Origin of the sequence: Paracoccus cavernae, from assembly GCF_042430175.1 — a bacterium.
Classification (GTDB): Bacteria; Pseudomonadota; Alphaproteobacteria; order Rhodobacterales; family Rhodobacteraceae; genus Paracoccus; species Paracoccus cavernae.
The window spans coordinates 212,074-230,755 of record NZ_JBHMDZ010000049.1; the positions used below are offsets into that span (position 1 = coordinate 212,074).

General features: G+C 64.0%; 19 protein-coding genes. 10 read left to right on the top strand and 9 right to left on the bottom strand.

Going from position 1 to position 18,682, the window contains the following annotated elements:
* Nucleotides 1–138: 138 nt before the first annotated feature.
* Together ACFFUC_RS18820 and ACFFUC_RS18825 are read right to left on the bottom strand one after the other, a co-directional pair.
* Nucleotides 139–543 carry a carboxymuconolactone decarboxylase family protein gene (locus ACFFUC_RS18820; protein WP_377688462.1) on the bottom strand — a complete coding sequence of 135 codons (405 nt, stop codon included), beginning with the start codon at nt 541–543 and terminating at the stop codon, nt 139–141.
* Entirely contained in the window at nt 543–1,358 is an 816-nt protein-coding gene (locus ACFFUC_RS18825; RefSeq protein WP_377688463.1) for a cyclase family protein, read from the bottom strand. Before ACFFUC_RS18825 ends, ACFFUC_RS18820 begins: the two co-directional genes overlap by 1 nt.
* Nucleotides 1,359–1,613: 255 nt before the next feature.
* Between ACFFUC_RS18825 and ACFFUC_RS18830 the strand changes: the two genes are divergently transcribed.
* The 5 genes from ACFFUC_RS18830 (at nt 1,614) to ACFFUC_RS18850 (ending at nt 6,679) form a co-directional block, all read left to right on the top strand.
* Nucleotides 1,614–2,906 carry an adenylosuccinate synthase gene (locus ACFFUC_RS18830; RefSeq protein ID WP_377688464.1) on the top strand — a complete coding sequence of 431 codons (1,293 nt, stop codon included), beginning with the start codon at nt 1,614–1,616 and terminating at the stop codon, nt 2,904–2,906.
* A 185-nt stretch (nt 2,907–3,091) separates the two neighbouring features.
* Complete coding sequence (locus ACFFUC_RS18835; RefSeq protein WP_377688465.1) at nt 3,092–3,325, top strand: DUF2842 domain-containing protein; 234 nt, start codon at nt 3,092–3,094, stop codon at nt 3,323–3,325.
* Between the two features lie 5 nt (nt 3,326–3,330).
* The gene (locus ACFFUC_RS18840) at nt 3,331–3,984 is read left to right on the top strand and encodes a thiamine diphosphokinase (protein WP_377688466.1); all 654 of its coding nucleotides are present in this window, start codon (nt 3,331–3,333) and stop codon (nt 3,982–3,984) included.
* Nucleotides 3,985–4,093: 109 nt separating this feature from the next.
* Nucleotides 4,094–5,434, top strand: a complete 1,341-nt coding sequence (locus ACFFUC_RS18845) for an NAD(P)/FAD-dependent oxidoreductase (protein ID WP_377688689.1) — start codon at nt 4,094–4,096, stop codon at nt 5,432–5,434.
* 78 nt (nt 5,435–5,512) lie between these two features.
* Complete coding sequence (locus ACFFUC_RS18850; RefSeq protein ID WP_377688467.1) at nt 5,513–6,679, top strand: M20 aminoacylase family protein; 1,167 nt, start codon at nt 5,513–5,515, stop codon at nt 6,677–6,679.
* Nucleotides 6,680–6,774: 95 nt separating this feature from the next.
* Here ACFFUC_RS18850 and lpdA read toward each other — a convergent pair whose 3' ends face one another.
* The 4 genes from lpdA to queA form a co-directional block, all read right to left on the bottom strand.
* Nucleotides 6,775–8,166: a dihydrolipoyl dehydrogenase gene (gene lpdA / locus ACFFUC_RS18855; RefSeq protein WP_377688468.1), complete on the bottom strand. Its 1,392-nt coding sequence runs from the start codon at nt 8,164–8,166 to the stop codon at nt 6,775–6,777.
* 34 nt (nt 8,167–8,200) lie between these two features.
* On the bottom strand, nt 8,201–8,782 hold the full coding sequence (locus ACFFUC_RS18860; RefSeq protein WP_377688469.1) for a DUF924 family protein: 582 nt from the start codon (nt 8,780–8,782) through the stop codon (nt 8,201–8,203).
* Nucleotides 8,783–8,890: 108 nt separating this feature from the next.
* Nucleotides 8,891–10,141, bottom strand: coding sequence for an MFS transporter (locus ACFFUC_RS18865; protein WP_377688470.1), 1,251 nt, complete (start codon nt 10,139–10,141; stop codon nt 8,891–8,893).
* Between the two features lie 8 nt (nt 10,142–10,149).
* Entirely contained in the window at nt 10,150–11,199 is a 1,050-nt protein-coding gene (gene queA / locus ACFFUC_RS18870) for a tRNA preQ1(34) S-adenosylmethionine ribosyltransferase-isomerase QueA (RefSeq protein WP_377688471.1), read from the bottom strand.
* Nucleotides 11,200–11,360: 161 nt separating this feature from the next.
* On the opposite strand from queA, the gene ACFFUC_RS18875 reads away from it, so the two are divergent.
* Entirely contained in the window at nt 11,361–11,651 is a 291-nt protein-coding gene (locus ACFFUC_RS18875; RefSeq protein ID WP_377688472.1) for a (2Fe-2S)-binding protein, read from the top strand.
* Nucleotides 11,599–12,084 carry a bacterioferritin gene (bfr, locus tag ACFFUC_RS18880; RefSeq protein WP_377688473.1) on the top strand — a complete coding sequence of 162 codons (486 nt, stop codon included), beginning with the start codon at nt 11,599–11,601 and terminating at the stop codon, nt 12,082–12,084. The genes ACFFUC_RS18875 and bfr overlap by 53 nt, the downstream gene beginning before the upstream one ends.
* A 306-nt stretch (nt 12,085–12,390) precedes the next feature.
* Here the strand turns inward: bfr and ACFFUC_RS18885 are convergent, their stop codons facing one another.
* Complete coding sequence (locus tag ACFFUC_RS18885) at nt 12,391–13,089, bottom strand: HAD-IA family hydrolase (RefSeq protein ID WP_377688474.1); 699 nt, start codon at nt 13,087–13,089, stop codon at nt 12,391–12,393.
* A 106-nt stretch (nt 13,090–13,195) separates the two neighbouring features.
* Between ACFFUC_RS18885 and glmU the strand changes: the two genes are divergently transcribed.
* Together glmU and glmS are read left to right on the top strand one after the other, a co-directional pair.
* A complete protein-coding gene (gene glmU / locus ACFFUC_RS18890; protein ID WP_377688475.1) occupies nt 13,196–14,539 on the top strand; it encodes a bifunctional UDP-N-acetylglucosamine diphosphorylase/glucosamine-1-phosphate N-acetyltransferase GlmU in 1,344 nt (447 codons plus the stop codon).
* Complete coding sequence (glmS, locus tag ACFFUC_RS18895; protein WP_377688476.1) at nt 14,539–16,356, top strand: glutamine--fructose-6-phosphate transaminase (isomerizing); 1,818 nt, start codon at nt 14,539–14,541, stop codon at nt 16,354–16,356. The genes glmU and glmS overlap by 1 nt, the downstream gene beginning before the upstream one ends.
* A 102-nt stretch (nt 16,357–16,458) precedes the next feature.
* On the opposite strand, the gene ACFFUC_RS18900 is transcribed toward glmS, so the two are convergent.
* Complete coding sequence (locus ACFFUC_RS18900; RefSeq protein ID WP_377688477.1) at nt 16,459–16,980, bottom strand: hypothetical protein; 522 nt, start codon at nt 16,978–16,980, stop codon at nt 16,459–16,461.
* 214 nt (nt 16,981–17,194) lie between these two features.
* On the opposite strand from ACFFUC_RS18900, the gene moaA reads away from it, so the two are divergent.
* Nucleotides 17,195–18,208, top strand: coding sequence for a GTP 3',8-cyclase MoaA (gene moaA / locus ACFFUC_RS18905; protein ID WP_377688478.1), 1,014 nt, complete (start codon nt 17,195–17,197; stop codon nt 18,206–18,208).
* Nucleotides 18,209–18,233: 25 nt separating this feature from the next.
* Here moaA and ACFFUC_RS18910 read toward each other — a convergent pair whose 3' ends face one another.
* Entirely contained in the window at nt 18,234–18,587 is a 354-nt protein-coding gene (locus ACFFUC_RS18910) for a GFA family protein (RefSeq protein ID WP_377688479.1), read from the bottom strand.
* Nucleotides 18,588–18,682 lie beyond the last annotated feature (95 nt).

Below are 18,682 nucleotides of genomic sequence, written 5' to 3' on the forward strand. Positions count from 1 at the left end.
GGTCCGTCGTGCCCATGAGATGGGGGCGCGCCCGCCCGCCGAGTAGAGGATCTTTCTGCAACGCAGCATTGCGCCCGACGATTGGCTCGGATGCTTTCCGCCCGCCTCCTCGGGCGGCCGGAAAGCGGGGGCGGGGCCTTAGTCCTGATCGGCCATGAAACGCGCGTCCACCGGCACGCCAAGCGCCGTCACCAGCGCGTTGGTCTGGGCCGCCATGCCGATCACGGCCAAAAGCTCGGCATGTTGCTCGGGTGTCATTCCCTTGGCACGGGCGGCGGCGGTATGGGAATGGACGCAATAGCTGCAGCCGTTCGCCGTCGAGACCGCGATATAGATCAGCTCCTTGACCATCGGATCAAGCGCGCCCGCGCCCATCACCTGCCCGATCCGGTCCCAAGTCGCCTCCATCGCGGCCGGATCATGGGCCATGGCACGCCAGAAATTGTTGACGTAATCGCTGCCCCGCGCGGCGCGGATCTTGTCGAAAACCGCAAGCGCGCGCGGATCGGCCTCTTCATCGGTCAAAATCCTGACGACCGCCATCACACCACCGCCATGACGCGGGCCGGGCCGCCGGTGCCGCGTTTGTGCTTGGGCGCACCGACAAAGATCGTGGCCCCTTTGGCGGGAAGCTGGTCAAGACCGGCAAGCGCCTCGATCCCGTAATGCCCGCTGGACAGCCACGACTTATGGACCGCGAAATCCGCCGAATTGCCCGGGTCGAGCGAGAGGCTGTCCACGCCGATCCCCGCGACATTCATACCGGCCAGCAGGTCGGTTGCGCTTTGCGCAAAGCCCGGAAAGGCGAAATTTCCGGCGGCATCATTGCGGAATTCCGGCGTGCCGAGTTTGGCCGCCCAGCCCGAATGCATCGCAACCAGAGCGCCTGCGGGGATCTCGCCATTGGCCGAGACCCAAGCCTCGATATCGGCGGCCTCGACCATGGCATTGGCGTCGTCTTTGGCTTTGGCCGAGATGTCGACGACGCAAAGCGGGCACATCAGCTGCTCCGGCTCGATCTCGGCCACGGATTTTCCGTCTTTGGAGAAATGCAGCGGCGCGTCGATATGGGTGCCGCTATGTTCGAAAATCGTGAGCTTCCACAGCTGATAACCCGATTGGTCGAAATTCACCGCCTCTTCATAGGTGATGCCGGGTTTGCCGTCGAAGGTCGGAAAGGTTTCGTCCCAGGCATGGGTCAGATCGACGATCCTGCCGCCCGATTGGGCCAGCGCGGGTCGGGCCGAGGCCGCCCCCATCGCCACTGCCGCCACTCCGGCTGCGGCCGCGCCGGTAAACAGGCTGCGCCGCGACATCATATCGGCCTTCACATTTTCAATCACGCAGGCATGACACATCGAAAGGTCCTCCGAACCGCCGGATCCCGTCCGGCTCCGGAAAGCATGGTTCCATAAGATGCTGATTTCGGGCAAAGGATTTCGGCGCCGGGGCACCTGCATTCGCCCCCCGCGGGCGTGATCTGCGCGAAAACACGCCATGCGCGGGCCGCAAAGCGGTTCCCCTTTCGCATCCGCGTGCCCCTTTACGCTTTCCCCCAGCCTTTTCAGCCCTTATACGGCTTCGGGGCATTTGTGACCGAAGGGAATAGGAACATGGCCAATGTGGTGGTCGTCGGCGCTCAATGGGGCGACGAAGGCAAGGGCAAGATCGTCGACTGGCTGTCGGAACGCGCCGATGTGATCGCGCGCTTTCAGGGTGGCCATAACGCCGGCCATACGCTGGTGATCGACGGCGAAGTCTTCAAATTGTCGCTGCTTCCTTCGGGGATCGTGCGCAAGGGCAAGATGGCCGTGATCGGCAATGGCGTCGTGCTTGATCCTTGGGCCTTGTTCACCGAGATCGACAAGCTCGCCGCGCAAGGCGTCGCGATCTCGCCCGAAAACCTGATGATCGCGGAGAATGCGCCGCTGATCCTGCCGCTGCACCAGGACCTCGACCGTCTGCGCGAAGAAGCCGCCGGCGCGTCGAAAATCGGCACCACCGGCCGCGGCATCGGCCCGGCCTATGAGGACAAAGTCGGCCGTCGCGCCATCCGCGTCGCCGATCTGGGCGACGAGGAAACGCTGGACGCGCGTCTCGACCGTCTGCTGGCCCATCACGATCCTTTGCGCAAGGGCCTCGGCGCCGAGCCGATCGACCGTGCCGAACTGCGCGCGAAGCTGCTTGAAATCGCGCCGAAACTGCTGGCCTATGCCCAGCCCGTGTGGAAGGTCCTCAACGACGACCGCCGCGCCGGCAAGCGCATCCTGTTCGAAGGCGCACAGGGCTCGCTGCTCGACATCGATTTCGGCACCTATCCCTATGTGACCTCCTCGACGACCATGTCGGGCATGGCCTCGACCGGCACCGGCCTAGGCCCGTCGTCGATCGGCTTCGTGCTGGGCATCGTCAAAGCCTATACGACCCGCGTCGGCTCGGGTCCGTTCCCGACCGAGCTCGACGATGCGGACGGCCAGCGTCTCGGCGAGCGCGGCCATGAATTCGGCACCGTCACCGGCCGCAAGCGCCGCTGTGGCTGGTTCGATGCGGTTCTGGTGCGCCAGACCTGCGCGATTTCCGGCGTGAACGGTATCGCACTGACCAAGCTGGACGTGCTCGACGGTTTCGACACGCTGAAAATCTGCGTCGGCTACGAAATCGACGGCAAGAAATACGACCACCTGCCGACCGCCGCAGCGCTTCAGGCGAAGGTCACGCCGATCTACGAAGAGATGGAAGGCTGGCACGAGTCGACCCAAGGCGCGCGCAGCTGGGCCCAGCTTCCGGCCGCGGCGATCAAATATGTCCGCCGCATCGAAGAGCTGATCCAGTGCCCTGTCGCGCTGCTTTCGACCAGCCCCGAGCGTGACGACACCATCCTTGTGACCGATCCCTTCGCGGATTGATCGCAGGCCACCCACCAAACAAGACGCCGCGCAGGGAGACCCGCGCGGCGTTTTCATATCCGCCAACGGCGTTATTTTCCGCCATTCCCGCCGTCGGACTGGAAAAGGCGGCGCGGGAATGGCAAGAGCGGGGAAAGGGCGGGATGCTCCGCCGCAAGACCGCTCCTGCTGTGAAAGGCCGATACATGGATCTCAAGACGCGCAAACGCTGGTCGCTGGTCATCCTGCTGATCGGGCTGCCGCTTTACATCGTGGTCGCGGTCACGCTGATGAACTGGCTCGATACCCGCTTCGGCCGACTGCCGATCCTGATCGAGATTCTCGTCTATGTCGTGCTGGGCATTCTCTGGGCGCTGCCCTTCAAACGCGTCTTCACCGGCATCGGCAAGGAAGAGGCCGGCACCGGCCAGGACGGCTGAACGCGATGGCGGAGCCGGTCCTGCGCTCTGACGAGGGGATCACGCTGATCGGCGGCGGTCCGGTCTCGCCCGAGGATCTGGCCGAGGCGCTCGCCTTCGCCCCCGATCTGGTGGCGGCCGATGGCGGTGCGGATCGCGCGCTCGCGCTTGGCGCGGTCCCGAAAGTCGTGATCGGCGATTTCGACAGCCTCTCGGATGCAGCCCGCACGGTGCTTCCGCCGGAGCGGCTGTGCCATGTCGCCGAGCAGGACAGCACCGATTTCGAAAAATGCCTGACCCGCATCGCGGCACCTTTCGTGTTGGCGCTCGGGGTTCTGGACGGGCGGCATGATCACGGCCTGTCCGCGATGAATGCGATCGCGCGCATCCGCGCGCCACGTTGCATCCTGCTTGGCGCGGAGGATCTGGTCTTTCTTGCACCGCCCGAACTTGCGCTCGATCTGCCCGAGGGCGCGCGGTTTTCGCTTTTCCCTCTCGGCGCGGCGCGCGGCACCAGCCGCGGTCTGCGATGGCCGATCGACGGGCTGGAGTTTTCGCCGGACGGCCGGATCGGCACCTCGAACGAGGTCGCGGGGCCGGTTTCGCTCGCGGTCGAGGGGCCGATGCTGGTCATCCTGCCCCGCGGACTTTTGCCGTGCGTCGTGGCCCAGCTGGCCTGATCCGGCCCATCCTGCGGAAAAACCTGCCCAAATTGGCGGTTGCATTGGCCTTGGCCCGCGTTAGCGTGGCAGTCCACAAGGTGGTTCAAGGGCGGAGTTTGGCATGATCATGGTCGGAGGGCCGATCCGCGCGACGGATCCCGTGACATTCGCCGATGCTCTGCCCGATGCTGCCGATGTCGTCATCATCGGCGGCGGCATCGCGGGAATCGCCACGGCGCTTTATCTGGCGCGGGCAGGTGTTTCGGTCGTCGTCTGCGAAAAGGGCCGTGTCGCCGCCGAGCAATCCTCGCGCAATTGGGGCTGGGTGCGCCAGCAGGGGCGCGATCCGGCGGAACTACCGATCATGATCGAATCGATGCGCCTCTGGCAGGGGCTCTCGCAGGAGCTGGGCGCGGCTGCCGGTTTCGAGCAGACCGGCGTGACCTATCTTGCTGCGAGCGCGGAGGAGCTTGCCCGTTTCGAGGAATGGCTCGTCCATGCGCGTCACTACGGGCTTGATACGCGCATGGTCTCGCGCGCGGAGTTGCAGGCGACGCTGCCCAATGGCGCGGATTGGGTCGGCGCGATGTCGACCCCTTCGGATGCGCGCGCCGAGCCGTGGACCGCCGTTCCCGCCATGGCGCGGCTCGCGCGCGAGGCGGGGGCGCTGATCATCGAGGATTGCGCGGCACGCAGTCTCGACCTTTCGGGCGGCAAAGTCGCGGGTGTCCACACCGAGGCGGGGCTGATCCGTACCGAGCGGGTTTTGCTGGCGGGCGGGGCGTGGTCGTCGCTTTTCGCGCGCAATGCGGGGCTGGAGATACCGCAGCTTTCGGTGCGCGCAACGGTTTGCGCCACGATGCCGATGCCCGAGTTCTGGCAAGGTGCCGCGGCCGATTCCGATTTCGCTTTCCGCCGCAGGCAGGACGGCGGCTATACGCTCGCGCCCGGAAGCGATCATGATTTCTGGATCGGTCGCGATGCCTTCCGCCATCTCAAAGCCTATCTGCCGCAGCTCAAACGCGATTTCAAAAGCACAAGGCTTTCGCCCGCAGCGCCCAAGGGCTTTCCCGATGCCTGGCGCACCGCGCGGCGCTGGGGTGCGGGCGATGAGAGCCCGTTCGAGCGGATGCGCGTTCTTGATCCGCCGCCGAGCCGGCGCTTGCTGGAAAAGATCCATCGCGATTTCGCCAAGGCTTTTCCGCATTTCGGCCGTCCGGTGGTGCGTCAGGCCTGGGCGGGGATGATCGACACGATGCCCGATCAGGTGCCGATCCTCGACCAAAGCCCGATCGCGGGCCTTTTCGTGGCAACCGGCCTGTCGGGGCATGGTTTCGGCATCGGTCCGGCCATCGGGCGGGTCATGGCCGATCTGCTGCGCGGTCGCGATCCCGAACATGATCTGCACCGTTTCCGCTGCTCGCGCTTCTCGGACGGCTCCGAAATCGTGCTGGGGCCGAGTTTATAGGCAGAGCTGTCTGCCAGCCCTTCGGCTGCCTTGCAGGCGCCCGCGAAACGGCGCACCTTTCGCGGGAAGGAGATTTCCATGCCCGTAAAGAACCGTTTTGCCGAAATGCTGCCAGAGATCAAAGCCTGGCGTCACGATTTCCACCGCCATCCCGAAGTGATGTACGATCTGCCGCGCACCTCGGCGCGTGTGGCCGAGCTGCTGCGCGGCTTTGGCGTGGACGAAGTTGCCGAGGGCATCGGTCGGACGGGCGTGGTTGCGGTGATCCGCGGAAAAAACGACAGCAAGGGAAGGGTGATCGGCCTGCGCGCGGATATGGATGCCCTGCCGATCAACGAGATCACGGGCGCGGAATATGCCTCGCAGACGCCCGGAAAGATGCATGCCTGCGGGCATGACGGCCATACTTCGATGTTGCTTGCGGCGGCGAAATATCTGGCCGAGACGCGCAATTTCGACGGGACCGCCGTCATGATCTTCCAGCCTGCCGAAGAGGGCGGGGCAGGGGCGCAGGCCATGATCGACGATGGTCTGATCACGCGCTGGGGGATCGAGGAATTTTACGGCCTCCACAATCTTCCCGGGATGCCGGTCGGCACCTTCGGTCTGCGTGCGGGCGCGATGATGGCGGCGGCGGACCAGTTCGACATCCATCTCAAGGGCAAGGGCGGTCATGCGGCGGCACCCCACAAGGCGGTCGATACGGCTTTGGTCGCGGCGCAGGTCATCGTTGCATTGCAAAGCATCGTCTCTCGCAATGTCGATCCGCTGAAGAATGCGGTCGTCTCGGTCTGCGTGATCGAAACGGATTCGCCCGCCTATAACGTCCTGCCCGAGAACGTGCGCCTCAAGGGCACCGCGCGCAGCCTCGATCCTGCGGTGCGCGACCAGCTCGAGCAGCGCATCGGCGAGATCGCGGCCGGTGTTGCCGCAACCTATGGCGCCGAGGCGCGTGTCGATTTCCATCGCGGCTATCCGGTGACGATCAATGATGCCGATGCGGCGGCCCATGCCGGTGCGGTGGCCGAGGCTGTCGCAGGGGCGGTTGACTGGACGGTCGAGCCGATGATGGCGGGCGAGGATTTCAGCTTCATGCTGAACGCGCGTCCGGGGGCCTATATTTTTCTCGGGAACGGCGATAGCGCCATGCTCCATCATCCGGCCTACGACTTCAACGACGAGGCTCTGCCGGTCGGTGCGAGCTGGCTTGCAGGCATGATCGAGACGCGGATGTCGGCGGCCTAAGTGCAAAAGAAAACGGGGGCTTTGCGCCCCCGTGACCCCCGCAGGGGTATTTCTGTGATGAAGAAGGGCGGCGGGACCGCCCCTTTTCATGCCACTCAGAAGTGGATCGCGCGACCGTAGGCCGAGAGCACGGATTCGTGCATCATCTCCGAAAGCGTCGGATGCGGGAAAATGGTTTCCATCAGCTCGGCTTCGGTGGTTTCCAGCGTGCGGCCGACGACATAGCCCTGAATGAGCTCGGTCACTTCGGCGCCGATCATATGCGCGCCCAGAAGCTCGCCGGTTTTCGCGTCGAAGATCGTCTTCACGAGGCCTTCCGGCTCGCCCAGAGCAATCGCCTTGCCGTTGCCGATGAAGGGGAAACGGCCGACCTTGATGTCGTAGCCTGCGGCTTTCGCCTTTTCCTCTGTCAGGCCGACGGAGGCGACCTGCGGGTGGCAATAGGTACAGCCCGCGATCGAATTCGGCTTGATCGGATGGGGTTTCTGGCCTGCGATGAGCTCCGCGACCATGACGCCTTCATGGCTGGCCTTGTGGGCAAGCCAGGGCGCGCCGGCCACGTCGCCGATCGCATAGAGGCCGGGCACTCCGGTGCGGCAATATTCGTCGGTCACGACATGGGTGCGGTCGATCTTGACGCCGACAGCCTCGAGACCGAGGTTTTCGACGTTTCCGACAATGCCGACAGCCGAGATGACCGTGTCGAATTCCTGCGTCTCGACCTTGCCGTTCGCCTCGATATGGGCGGTGACTTTGCCGGCCGCGCGGTCGAGTTTCTTGACCGAAGTCTTCTCGAGGATTTTCATCCCCTGTTTGACGAACTGCTTCTTGGCCAGAGCCGAGATTTCGGCATCTTCGACCGGCAGGACGCGGTCCATGACCTCGACCACGGTGGTATCGGCGCCGAGCGTGTTGAAGAAGCTCGCGAATTCAATGCCGATCGCGCCCGAGCCGATGACCAGAAGCTTCTTGGGCATATGCGGCGGGTTGAGCGCGTGTTTGTAGTTCCAGACCTGCTTGCCGTCGGGTTCGAGGCCGGGCAGTTCGCGGGCGCGAGCACCGGTGGCCAGAACCACGGCTTTGCCGATGATTTCTTCGGTGCCTTTGTCGGTTTTGACCGAAAGCTTGGTCGGGCCAGTCAGGGTCGCTTCGCCCATGATCACGGTGATCTTGTTCTTTTTGAGCAGGTGGCCGACGCCGCCCGAAAGCTGTTTGGCGACCCCGCGCGAGCGGCCCACGACCGCTGCGAGATCATAGCCGATCTTGTCGGCCGAAAGACCGAATTCCTTGGCCCGCTCCATCAGGTGGAAGACTTCGGCCGAGCGCAGAAGCGCTTTCGTCGGGATGCAGCCCCAGTTGAGGCAGATGCCGCCCAGATGCTCGCGCTCGATCACGGCGACCTTGAGCCCCAGCTGTGCGCCACGAATGGCACTGACATAACCACCGGGACCGGAACCGATCACCACCATGTCGAACGTTTGCGTCATCGGCTTCCCCCTCGTCGCTGAAGATAGTTGAGCGTTAAACCATTTCCCGAAGCGCTTCAAGCGAGAGTCTTCCGGTGACCAGCGCGCCATAGCCGCCAAGGTCGAGAAAGGCCTGTTCCGCCGGCGTGGTTTCGCGGCCGACCATGGCGTTTCGCCAGGGAAAGCGCCCGAAAACGCGGATGGTTTCACGGTGAAGGATCGCGTGACGGTGGCTGTCCTCGGTCAGGAATTCGCCGCAAAGGGCAACCGCGCGGTCCTGATCGGCCAAAGATTCGGAATGCATGAAGGGCATGTAGAAGAATTGGCGCATCGGCATCGGCGTCGCGAGGTCGAAACCCTGGGCGATGGCTTTATCGGCGATTTCGCGCGCCAGCGCATCGGTTGCGAAGGCGCGGCCGTCCTCGCGGAACATATTGCGCGGGAATTGGTCGGTCAGGATGACGGCCGCCAGCATGTGCTCCGCGCTGTGGCACCAGTCGTCGGTCAGCGGCTTTGCCTCTTCCCAATGGGGCAGGAAACGCGCGCGGATCATCTCGTCGGTGTCGTCGGAGCGCTCGTACCATCCTTTTTCGCCGATTTCGTCGACCCAGAAACGGATGATGTGCTGATGGGGCATGTGGTCTTCTCCTGTCTTGGCCCCCATGCTGGCATTGGCGGAGCGGCGGTTCAAGGCCAAGGGGCGGCGCGGCTGACGCGCGCGCCTTCGGGCGCTTGTCGGGCAGGTTCAGTTCGCGGGGTTGTTGGGCGAATCATCCCCGCCCGCCGATTCCAGCGCTGCCTCGACCGCGAGCGGGGTTGCCGTCGGCGAGATCACCGCGAAGCTTTGGTCGAGCGCGGGCGAGGGGCGGCGCGTCATGCGCCAGCCGGCATAGCCGGTCAGCACCGCCAGCAGCAGGCCGATATAAAGCCAGAAGCCGTTGGGGCCGGCGATGGTCATCAGCCAGCCGGTGATGATCGGGCCGGTCATGGCGCCGACGCCGTTGATGAACAGCAGCCCGGCCGAGGCCGCCGCCATATCGCTCTGGTCGAGAAAGTCGTTGGTATAGGCCAAAAGCAGCGAATAGACCGGATTGGCGACGCCGCCGATTGCAGCCGCCGCCAGTAGCAGCCCGACGATCCCCGGATCGGCCAGAATGGTCAGGACCGCGACAATCGTGCCGAAAGCGGAAAGTGCCAGCACCAATTGGCGGCGGTCGGTCCGGTCCGACAGCCAGCCGATCGGATATTGCAGCACCAGCCCGCCGACATAGATCGCGGCCACGAAGGACGAGATCTCGCGTACCGAAAGGCCCTTGATCGAGCCCCAGACCGAGGCCATGCCGAAGATGGCCGAAAACACTCCGCCCATCATGAAAATCCCGACGCAGCCGAGGGGCGAGGTCCGGAACAGACGGGCGAAGCTCATGCGCTTGATCGTGGTGAACTGCGGCGCGGGCTGCGGATAAAGCAGGATCGGCAGGAAGGCGAAAGAGACCAGCACCGAGGGGATCACGAAGAGCAGATAGCCGGCGGGATCGGCAGTGTTCATGAGGATCTGCGCGCCGATAATGCCCAGCATTTGCACGATCATATAGGCCGAAAGCGCCTGACCGCGGGTCTCGTTGGTGGCGCTGGCGTTCAGCCAGCTTTCCGCCGTGATATAGACCCCCGAGAACGAAAAGCCGATGATCAGCCGCAGAAGCGACCAGGCGATCCAGTTCGGCACCACCGCGTAAAGGATCAGCACCGCCGAGATCAGCGAGCCGAGCGCGGCGAAGACCCGCACATGGCCGACCTTCTGGATCATGTCGGGCACGAGGCGGCTTCCCAGCAGGAAACCGCAGAAATAGGCGGCCATGACATAGGACATCTGGCCCGGCGCGATGCCCTCGATGTTGCCGCGGATGCCCAAAAGGGTGCCCTGCATCCCGTTCCCGACCATCAAAAGCAAAATGCCTAAAAGCAGGGGCCAGGTGGTGCGCAGGACCGTAAGCATGAAAAATCCTAGGGAATCAGCAGGGAAGCATCGCCATAACTGAAGAAACGATAGCCGGAGTTCACGGCATGTCCATAGATCTCGCGGATACGCTCCTGTCCCATCAGCGCGCTGACCAGCATGAGCAGCGTGGACTTAGGCAAATGGAAGTTCGTCATCAGCGCATCTGCCGCGCGGAAACGGTAGCCGGGATAGATGAAGATATCCGTCGTACCCTCGAAGGGGGCAACGGTTCCGTCCTCGCGCGCCGCTGATTCGATCAGGCGCAGCGCGGTGGTTCCGACCGGAATGACGCGCGCGCCCTCGGCTTTGGCATCATTGATCGCGGCGGCAGCCTCGGGCGTGACCTCGCCCCATTCGGCATGCATGCGGTGGGTTTCGACATCCTCGACCTTGACCGGAAGGAAGGTCCCCGCGCCGACATGCAGCGTGACATAAACGAAGCGCACGCCCATGTCGCGCAGCTCGGCAAGCAGCGCCTCGTCGAAATGGAGGCTTGCGGTCGGAGCGGCAACCGCGCCGGAATTCTTGGCCCAGACAGTCTGGTAATCCTCGCGGTCGCGCTCGTCGGGCGCGCGCAGGGCGGCGATATAGGGCGGCAGCGGCATGGCGCCGACGCGGGCGAGCTCGGCCTCGAAACCCTCGCCGCCGGCATCGAAGGCGAGGGTCAGACCGGCATCCGAAATCGCGGTGACGCGGGCCGAGAGCGTGTCGGAAAAGCGAATGGTTTCATCCTGCTTGAGCTTGCGCAAAGGCTTGGCCAGCGCGCGCCAGCTGCCGTCCGCGGCCGCCTCGAGCAGGGTAACTTCGATCTTGGCCTCGACCTCGCCCTGCGCCGTCATCCGCCGACGCGTGCCGGTCAGGCGGGCGGGAATGACGCGGGTGTCGTTGAGCACAAGCAGATCGCCCGGCCGGAACACCGAGGTCAGATCGCGCACATGGAGATCGCGGATCGCGCCCCCCTCGGCCACGAGCAAACGCGCGCTGCTGCGCGGGGAGGCCGGTCGCGTCGCGATCAGCCCTTCGGGAAGGTCAAAGTCGAAATCGTCGAGTTTCATGGCGTGGTTCTCTGCCTCTGCGGGCCAAGGGTCAAGCGCGACTTGCGGCATGCAGGGCCGGTCTGGGCCTGCGGTTCAAGACAATGTGAAATGTCGCATGGAAACAGTCAGGCTTTACATGTCCGATTGATTTGGTAAGTTATCTGCAAAGAGGAAGCGCCATGATCGTCTGCCACTGTACCCAGATCTCGGATCACGAAATCAAAGCCGCCATCGACTGGATGCGCGCCTCCGATCCCCAGACGATCATCACGCCGGGCAAGATCTATCACGCTCTGGGCAAGCGCGCCGACTGCGGCGGGTGCATGCCCTTGTTTCTGGACACCATGCGCGGTTGCGATAATCTGGGCGTACCCCCCATTCTGCGGGGATTGCGTACCAGGAAAGAGGAAGCCGTTCATGAAGGGCGACGTAAAGGTCATCGAATATCTCAACGCAGCGCTGCGGTCTGAGCTGACCGCCGTCAGCCAGTATTGGCTGCACTACCGCTTGCAGGACGATTGGGGCTACGGCCATGTCGCGGATAAATCGCGCGCGGAATCCATCGAAGAGATGAACCACGCCGACCGCCTCATCCAGCGAATCATCTTTCTGGAAGGCCATCCGAACCTGCAAAAACTCGACCCGCTGCGGATCGGGCAAAACCTCAAGGAAACGCTCGAGGCGGATCTCGCGGCCGAGCATGACGCGCGCAAGCTCTATATCGAAGCGCGCGAGCATTGCGAAAAGGTCGGCGATTACGTCACCAAGGCGCTGTTCGAGGATCTGATTGCCGACGAGGAAGGTCATATCGACTTCCTCGAAACCCAGCTGGATCTGCACGAGGCACTGGGCGCCAAGCAATACGGCATGCTCAACGCCAAGCCTGCAAGCCAGGCCGAGTAAGCAAACCGTCAGGTTTCAAGGGTGAGGGGCGCCGCCCCTCGCCCCTTTCGGGGCTCACCCCGAGGTATTTTCGTCAAAGCGAAGCCCCGACCCAAGTCCCGCTCAAGCCGCGTCCGCGCCCCGATCAGGCCATCGGCATCATGGATCGGGGCGCTTCGCTCTGAACGGTCATCGGCACCTCTGCCTGTACCGTGTCCGATCATCGCAAGAAGAGCTTAAGAAAGTCTTTCTCCCTCTCGCTTCGAGCGAAATACCTTGGGGTTCGGGCAAAGCCCCGACTTCCCTTGTTTCGTTGCCCCTGTGCGCTCAGCCGAGCCACGCTTTGGCCAGCGCGGGAAGTGCCGCGAATTCGCTCAGCATGGCATCGGGAGCGAGCCGTTCGAGCGCCTGGCCTTCGGGGCCGAAGGCCACCAGTGCGACCTTGACCCCTGCCGCGCTTGCGGTTTTGCGGTCGGTTTCGGTATCGCCCACCAGAAACGAGCGCGCGGCAATGCCGCCTGCGCCTTCGACCGCCGCGAAATAGGGGCGCGGGTCGGGCTTGCGCACGGGCAAAGTATCGGCGCCGATCAGGGCTTGGAAATGCCCGCGGATCCCGAGTTCGCGCAAGAGCGTCTCGGCGAGGCCTTCGGGCTTGTTGGTGCAGACCGCGAGCCTGTGCCCCGCGGCGGCGAGGGTCTCGAGGGCGGCCTCGGTGCCGTCGTACAGGCGGGTGTGTTCGGCGATATTGGCGGCGTAATGGTCAAGCAGGCGGGGGTAATCCTCTTCTTCGGCGCCGGGCGGGAGCAGCATGTCTTGCGGCAGACGGCCGTAACCGGCCCGCAGCATGGCCCGTCCGCCGTGGAAGGCGATGAGTTGATCGGCCACCGGATCGAGCAAAGCTCCCATGCCGCGCGCGATAAAGCAGGCATTCGCCGCCGCGATCAGATCCGCCGATGTATCCGCCAGCGTGCCGTCGAGGTCGAAAACAACCGTGCCCGCGCCCATACCCGCCACCATGCCCGCCATATTGTAACCTTCCGTCAAAATGTGTGAACGCGGGACCCTTGGCCCTTGCGCGCCATATCGGTAGAACGGCCGCCAAGAGAAATGAACCACAATAGTGAGGCCCCACATGTCGGAGACCCCCGTCGCATTGATCATTCTGGCAGCGGGGCAGGGCAGTCGCATGCAATCCGACCTGCCCAAGGTTCTCCACCGGCTTGCCGCGGTTCCGCTTTTTGCCCATGCGCTCAACACCGGCCGCAGCCTCGACCCCGAAGCGATCGTGGTCGTTACCGGCCATGGCGCCGAGAAGGTCGGCAAGGCGGTCGCAAAATTCGAGCCCGAGGCGAAACTCGCGCTGCAAAGCGAGCAATTGGGCACCGGCCATGCCGTAGCGCAGGCTCTGCCGCTGCTCGATGGCTTCGCGGGCCGCGTTATCGTCCTCTTCGGCGACACGCCCTTCATCACCGCCGAAACGCTGGCGGCTTTGGCCGGCCATCCGGCAGCGTTTTGCGTTCTGGGCTTTGAGGCCGCCGATCCGGGCCGCTACGGGCGTCTGGTCATGGGTGCCGAAGGGCTCGAGAAGATCGTCGAGTTCAAGGATGCCGACGAGGCGACCCGCGCGATCACCTTGTGCAATTCGGGCGTGGTCGCGGCGGATGCTGCCGTCCTGCGCGAGGCGATCGCGCAGCTCGGCAACGACAATGCCTCGGGCGAATATTACCTCACCGATATCGTGGGCATTGCGCGTGCCGCAGGCCATCGCACCGATGTCGTGATCGGGAACGAGGCCGAGACTTTGGGCATCAACACCCGCGCCGAGCTCGCTTCTGCAGAGGCTGCCTTCCAGGCGCGCGCCCGTGCCGAGGCGCTGGAGAACGGCGTCACGCTGAGCGATCCTTCGAGCGTCTGGTTCGCGCTGGATACGATGATCGGCCGTGATGCGGTCATCGGGCAGAATGTCGTCTTCGGCGCAGGCGTCACCATCGAGAGCGAGGCGGAAATCATGCCCTTCTGCCATCTGGAGGGCTGCCATGTATCCTCGGGCGCCACGGTCGGGCCTTTCGCGCGTCTGCGTCCCGGCGCCGAGCTTGGCGGCGATGTCCATGTCGGCAACTTTGTCGAGATCAAGAACAGCCTGCTGCACGAAGGGGTGAAGGTCGGCCATCTCACCTATCTCGGCGATGCCGAAATCGGCGAGGCGACCAATATCGGCGCGGGCACGATCACCAGCAATTACGACGGTGTCTCCAAGCACCGCACCGAGATCGGGCCGAATGTCTTCATCGGCTCCGACACCATTCTCGTGGCGCCGGTCAAGGTCGGGGCTCGGGCGATGACGGGCTCGGGCTCGGTCATCACCACCGATATTCCTGCCGATGCGCTGGCGCTTGGCCGCGCGCGTCAGGTCACCAAACCGGGTCTCGCCACCCGCCTGTTCGAGGCTCTTCGCAGCCAGAAAGTGAAAGACTGATGTGCGGCATTATCGGGATTTTGGGCAATCACGAGGTTTCGCCCCAGATGGTCGAGGCGCTCAAGCGTCTGGAATATCGCGGCTATGATTCCGCAGGCGTCGCGAGCATCGACAGCACCGGCAGGCTCGACCGCCGCCGCGCTGTCGGCAAGCTCGTCAACCTTTCGGACCGGCTCGTCCATCTGCCGCTTCAGGGGCAAAGCGGCATCGGCCACACCCGTTGGGCCACCCACGGCGCGGCGACAGAGGCCAATGCCCATCCCCACCGCCACGGTCCCGTCGCGGTCGTCCACAACGGCATCATCGAGAATTATCGCGAGCTGAAAGCCGAACTGGTCGCTGCGGGAATGGTGCCCGAATCCGAGACCGATACCGAAGTCGTCGCGCTTTTGACCGGCCGCTACATGGAAGAGGGCCTCGCGCCGGTCGAGGCGGCGCGCAAGGCGGTTTCGCGCCTGCACGGCGCCTATGCTCTGGCCTTTCTGTTCGAGGGTGCGCCCGATCTGATGGTGGCCGCACGGCGCGGCAGCCCGCTCGCGATCGGTCACGGCGACGGCGAGATGTATCTGGGTTCGGATGCGGTGGCGCTTGCGCCCTTCACCGACCGCATCACCTATCTCGAGGATGGCGATTTCGCGGTTCTGTGCCGTGCCGGCGTCGAGATCTCCGATTTCCACGGCCGTTCCGTCACCCGCGAGGCGGCGGTGATCGATGTCGGCTCGACCGTGATCGACAAGGGCGGCTTCCGCCATTTCATGGCTAAGGAGATCGCCGAGCAGCCTTCGGTTCTGGCAGATGCGCTCAACCATTACATCAAGGGCGAGCGCATCGTTTTGCCCGAGGGGCTGGATTTCTCGCAGGCCGACCGGCTGACTTTGGTGGGCTGCGGAACGGCCTATTACGCGGCATCGGTCGCGAAATACTGGTTCGAGACGATTGCCCGTCTGCCCTGCGACATCGATATCGCCAGCGAATTCCGCTATCGCGAACCGCCGCTTTCGCCAAAAAGCTGGGCGATGTTCGTCAGCCAGTCGGGCGAGACCGCCGATACGCTGGCCGCGCTCCATTACGTCAAGGGCAAGGTCGCCAAGACGGTCGGCGTGGTCAATGTCGGTACTTCGGCCATTGCGCGCGATACCGACATCGCCTTGCCGACGCTGGCGGGGATCGAGGTCGGGGTGGCCTCGTCCAAGGCCTTTACCTGCCAGCTCGCGGTTCTGGCCGTGCTCGCGGTGAAAGCGGCCCATGACCGCGGCCATATCGATGATGCCGAGCGCGCCCGCCTGATCGGCGAATTGCGCGCGCTGCCCGGCCAGCTCAATCAGGTGCTCGCGGTGGGCGACGAGTGCCGCAAGCTGGCAAGCTGGCTCTCGGAGGCAAGCGATGTGCTCTATCTCGGTCGGGGCGGGCTTTTCCCCGTCGCGATGGAAGGCGCACTCAAGCTCAAGGAGCTGAGCTATATCCATGCCGAGGGCTATGCTTCGGGCGAGCTGAAGCATGGGCCGATCGCCCTGATCGACCGCAATCTGCCGGTGGTGGTGCTGGCACCGCGCGACGGGCTTTTCGACAAGACCGTCTCGAACATGCAGGAGGTCATGGCGCGTCTGGGGCAGGTTCTGCTGATCTCGGACGCCGAAGGGGTGGCGCTTGCGGGCGAGGGCTGCCGCGCCACGCTGGCCATGCCGGTCTCGGGCGGGATCTTCGCTCCGGTGCTTTATGCGGTGCCGATGCAATATCTGGCCTATTACACCGCGGTTGCCAAAGGCACCGATGTCGACCAGCCGCGCAATCTCGCGAAATCGGTGACGGTCGAATAAAACCCGATCCGGCTAGAGGATGCAGAGCAAAAGAAATGCCCCGCGAAAGCGGGGCATTGTCGTTTCATGGCTGCGCTCGCGGGTGCTTGCGCGCGCGCGGCGCTAGTTCTGATAGACCTCGACCGAGGGCAGGTCGGTCAGGCTGATGCCGATCAATTGCAGCGCAGGCAGCGAGACCTGACTGCCCGAACTTGCCGGTCCGGCCAGCGGCTGGAGGTCGACTTTGGCGGATTTGCCGTTGGCGGGATTGACGATCCGTCCCTTGCCGGCCGATTTGACCAGCGGGGTCTTGATCCAGAAACCGGGCTGGGTCGGATCGCCAAGCGAGGCGACTGTCAGTCCGAGCTTCTTTTCCGCGCTGGCGGGCGGGGCGGCTGCGGCGGCCTTCTGCGCAGTGGTGGTCGTGTCGAATTGCGCGGCGGTTTTGGCCGAGGCGCGGGGGATCGGCGCAGCGGCTGCCGTCGCGACCACAACCGCTTCGCTCGCCGCGCTTGCGCTTTGGCTTGCGGGGGGCTGCTCTTCGCGCTTGCCGGACATGAGGCCGCCGCCTTGGGTGCAGGCGGCCAGCGCCGCAACCGAAATCAGCGGCAGAATCAGCGAAAGACGCGGGAGGGCAGGGATCATCGGGGGCCTCGTCATGATGGTGGTCGATTACAGGCGGTCGGGCGCGAAAGGCGGCTTGGCGCGCAGGCCGCCTTGCAGGACGAAGGCACTGCCGCTGTCGCGGGATCTTGGGGGAAAGGCTAACGGGGCTTGGCGGCCCTGTCCATAAAAGCCAAGGCTTTTGGTTGATGCATGCCGCCTTGTGCGCCTTCCCGCTCGGGACTATCTAATAGACATGATAAATGCACCGCTCATCGACCCGTTTGCACGTCCGATTTCCTACCTGCGCGTTTCGGTGACGGACCGCTGCGATTTCCGCTGCACCTATTGCATGGCCGAACATATGCAGTTCCTGCCCAAGGCGGAGCTGCTGACGCTGGAAGAGCTCGACCGGCTGTGCTCGGCTTTCGTGGGGCTGGGCGTGCGCAAGCTGCGCATCACCGGCGGCGAGCCTTTGGTGCGGCGCAATATCATGGGCTTTTTCCGCGCCATGTCTCGCCATTTGAATCAGCCGGCGGGGCAGGAGCTGGAAGAGCTGACGCTCACCACCAACGGCAGCCAGCTTGCGCGTTTTGCCGACGAGCTGGCCGATTGTGGCGTGAAGCGCATCAACGTCTCGCTGGATACGCTCGATCCCGACCGTTTCGCGGCGATCACGCGCTGGGGCCGCCTGCCGCAGGTTCTCGAGGGGATCGAGGCCGCGAAAAAGGCGGGGCTGCGCGTCAAGATCAACACGGTCGCCCTGAAAGGCTTCAACGAAGACGAGCTTTACCGTTTGGTCGACTGGTGCGGCGAGCAGGGCCACGACCTGACCTTCATCGAGGTCATGCCGATGGGCGATATCGGTGGCGAGGACCGGCTCGACCAATATTGGCCGCTCTCGGACCTGCAAAAGCGGCTGGCGGAGCGTTTTACCCTGATGCCTCTGGCCGAACGCACCGGCGGTCCGGCGCGCTATCTGCGGCTGATGGAAACGGGGCAGAAAATCGGGCTGATCACGCCCCTGACCCATAATTTCTGCGAAAGCTGCAACCGCGTGCGCGTGACCTGCACGGGCGAATTGTTCATGTGTCTGGGGCAGGAGGACCGTGCCGACCTGCGCGCGCCGCTGCGCGCCTCGGAGGATGATGCGCAGCTGGTCGATGCGATCCGCGAGGCGATCTCGCGCAAGCCCAAGGGCCATGATTTCGACTATTCGCGCGGCGTTCACGGCAAGATGACCCGCCACATGAGCCACACCGGCGGCTAGGCCACAAAATGCGGCCGGTGCCGTCTCAATGCGCGCGGCCGTTGATATGCCGGCTCGGCAGGGCGCGCGGATCGACATCTTCAAGGCAGGTGACGTTGATCGCGATCATGTCGCTGCCGTCCGGTCCCTTGCCGATCGCATAGGATTCGACCCCGCAGGTCGGGCAGAAGCGGTGATGGACGATCATCTTGTTGAAGAGATATTCGGTGACCGGGCCGTCCTTGATCAGCCGGAAATCTCCGGTTTCGACAAAGGTCAGCACCGCGCCGATCTTCTGGCATCGCGAGCAGTTGCAGGTAAAGGTCTGGTCGAGATCGGCATCGACCTCAAAATCGATCGCGCCACATTGGCAGCCGCCGCGATAGGATTGAACGGGCATGGTCTCCTCCTGTCCTGTCGGGGAAAGCTGACCGAGTAATATATCTTTTGCAAGCGCGTGTTCGCGTGTTGTTCACTTTTTGAGGTTGCCTTTTT

Coding starts and splice junctions, on each gene's coding strand:
- ACFFUC_RS18835 (WP_377688465.1), top strand. CDS start 3,092: ATGGATCTCAAGACGCGCAAACGCTGGTCGCTGGTCATCCTGCTGATC.
- bfr (WP_377688473.1), top strand. CDS start 11,599: ATGAAGGGCGACGTAAAGGTCATCGAATATCTCAACGCAGCGCTGCGG.
- ACFFUC_RS18885 (WP_377688474.1), bottom strand. CDS start 13,089: ATGGCGGGCATGGTGGCGGGTATGGGCGCGGGCACGGTTGTTTTCGAC.
- lpdA (WP_377688468.1), bottom strand. CDS start 8,166: ATGACGCAAACGTTCGACATGGTGGTGATCGGTTCCGGTCCCGGTGGT.
- moaA (WP_377688478.1), top strand. CDS start 17,195: ATGATAAATGCACCGCTCATCGACCCGTTTGCACGTCCGATTTCCTAC.
- ACFFUC_RS18865 (WP_377688470.1), bottom strand. CDS start 10,141: ATGCTTACGGTCCTGCGCACCACCTGGCCCCTGCTTTTAGGCATTTTG.
- ACFFUC_RS18845 (WP_377688689.1), top strand. CDS start 4,094: ATGGTCGGAGGGCCGATCCGCGCGACGGATCCCGTGACATTCGCCGAT.
- glmU (WP_377688475.1), top strand. CDS start 13,196: ATGTCGGAGACCCCCGTCGCATTGATCATTCTGGCAGCGGGGCAGGGC.
- ACFFUC_RS18825 (WP_377688463.1), bottom strand. CDS start 1,358: ATGTGTCATGCCTGCGTGATTGAAAATGTGAAGGCCGATATGATGTCG.
- ACFFUC_RS18860 (WP_377688469.1), bottom strand. CDS start 8,782: ATGCCCCATCAGCACATCATCCGTTTCTGGGTCGACGAAATCGGCGAA.
- ACFFUC_RS18840 (WP_377688466.1), top strand. CDS start 3,331: ATGGCGGAGCCGGTCCTGCGCTCTGACGAGGGGATCACGCTGATCGGC.
- ACFFUC_RS18820 (WP_377688462.1), bottom strand. CDS start 543: ATGGCGGTCGTCAGGATTTTGACCGATGAAGAGGCCGATCCGCGCGCG.
- ACFFUC_RS18850 (WP_377688467.1), top strand. CDS start 5,513: ATGCCCGTAAAGAACCGTTTTGCCGAAATGCTGCCAGAGATCAAAGCC.
- ACFFUC_RS18830 (WP_377688464.1), top strand. CDS start 1,614: ATGGCCAATGTGGTGGTCGTCGGCGCTCAATGGGGCGACGAAGGCAAG.
- ACFFUC_RS18900 (WP_377688477.1), bottom strand. CDS start 16,980: ATGATCCCTGCCCTCCCGCGTCTTTCGCTGATTCTGCCGCTGATTTCG.
- ACFFUC_RS18875 (WP_377688472.1), top strand. CDS start 11,361: ATGATCGTCTGCCACTGTACCCAGATCTCGGATCACGAAATCAAAGCC.
- queA (WP_377688471.1), bottom strand. CDS start 11,199: ATGAAACTCGACGATTTCGACTTTGACCTTCCCGAAGGGCTGATCGCG.
- glmS (WP_377688476.1), top strand. CDS start 14,539: ATGTGCGGCATTATCGGGATTTTGGGCAATCACGAGGTTTCGCCCCAG.
- ACFFUC_RS18910 (WP_377688479.1), bottom strand. CDS start 18,587: ATGCCCGTTCAATCCTATCGCGGCGGCTGCCAATGTGGCGCGATCGAT.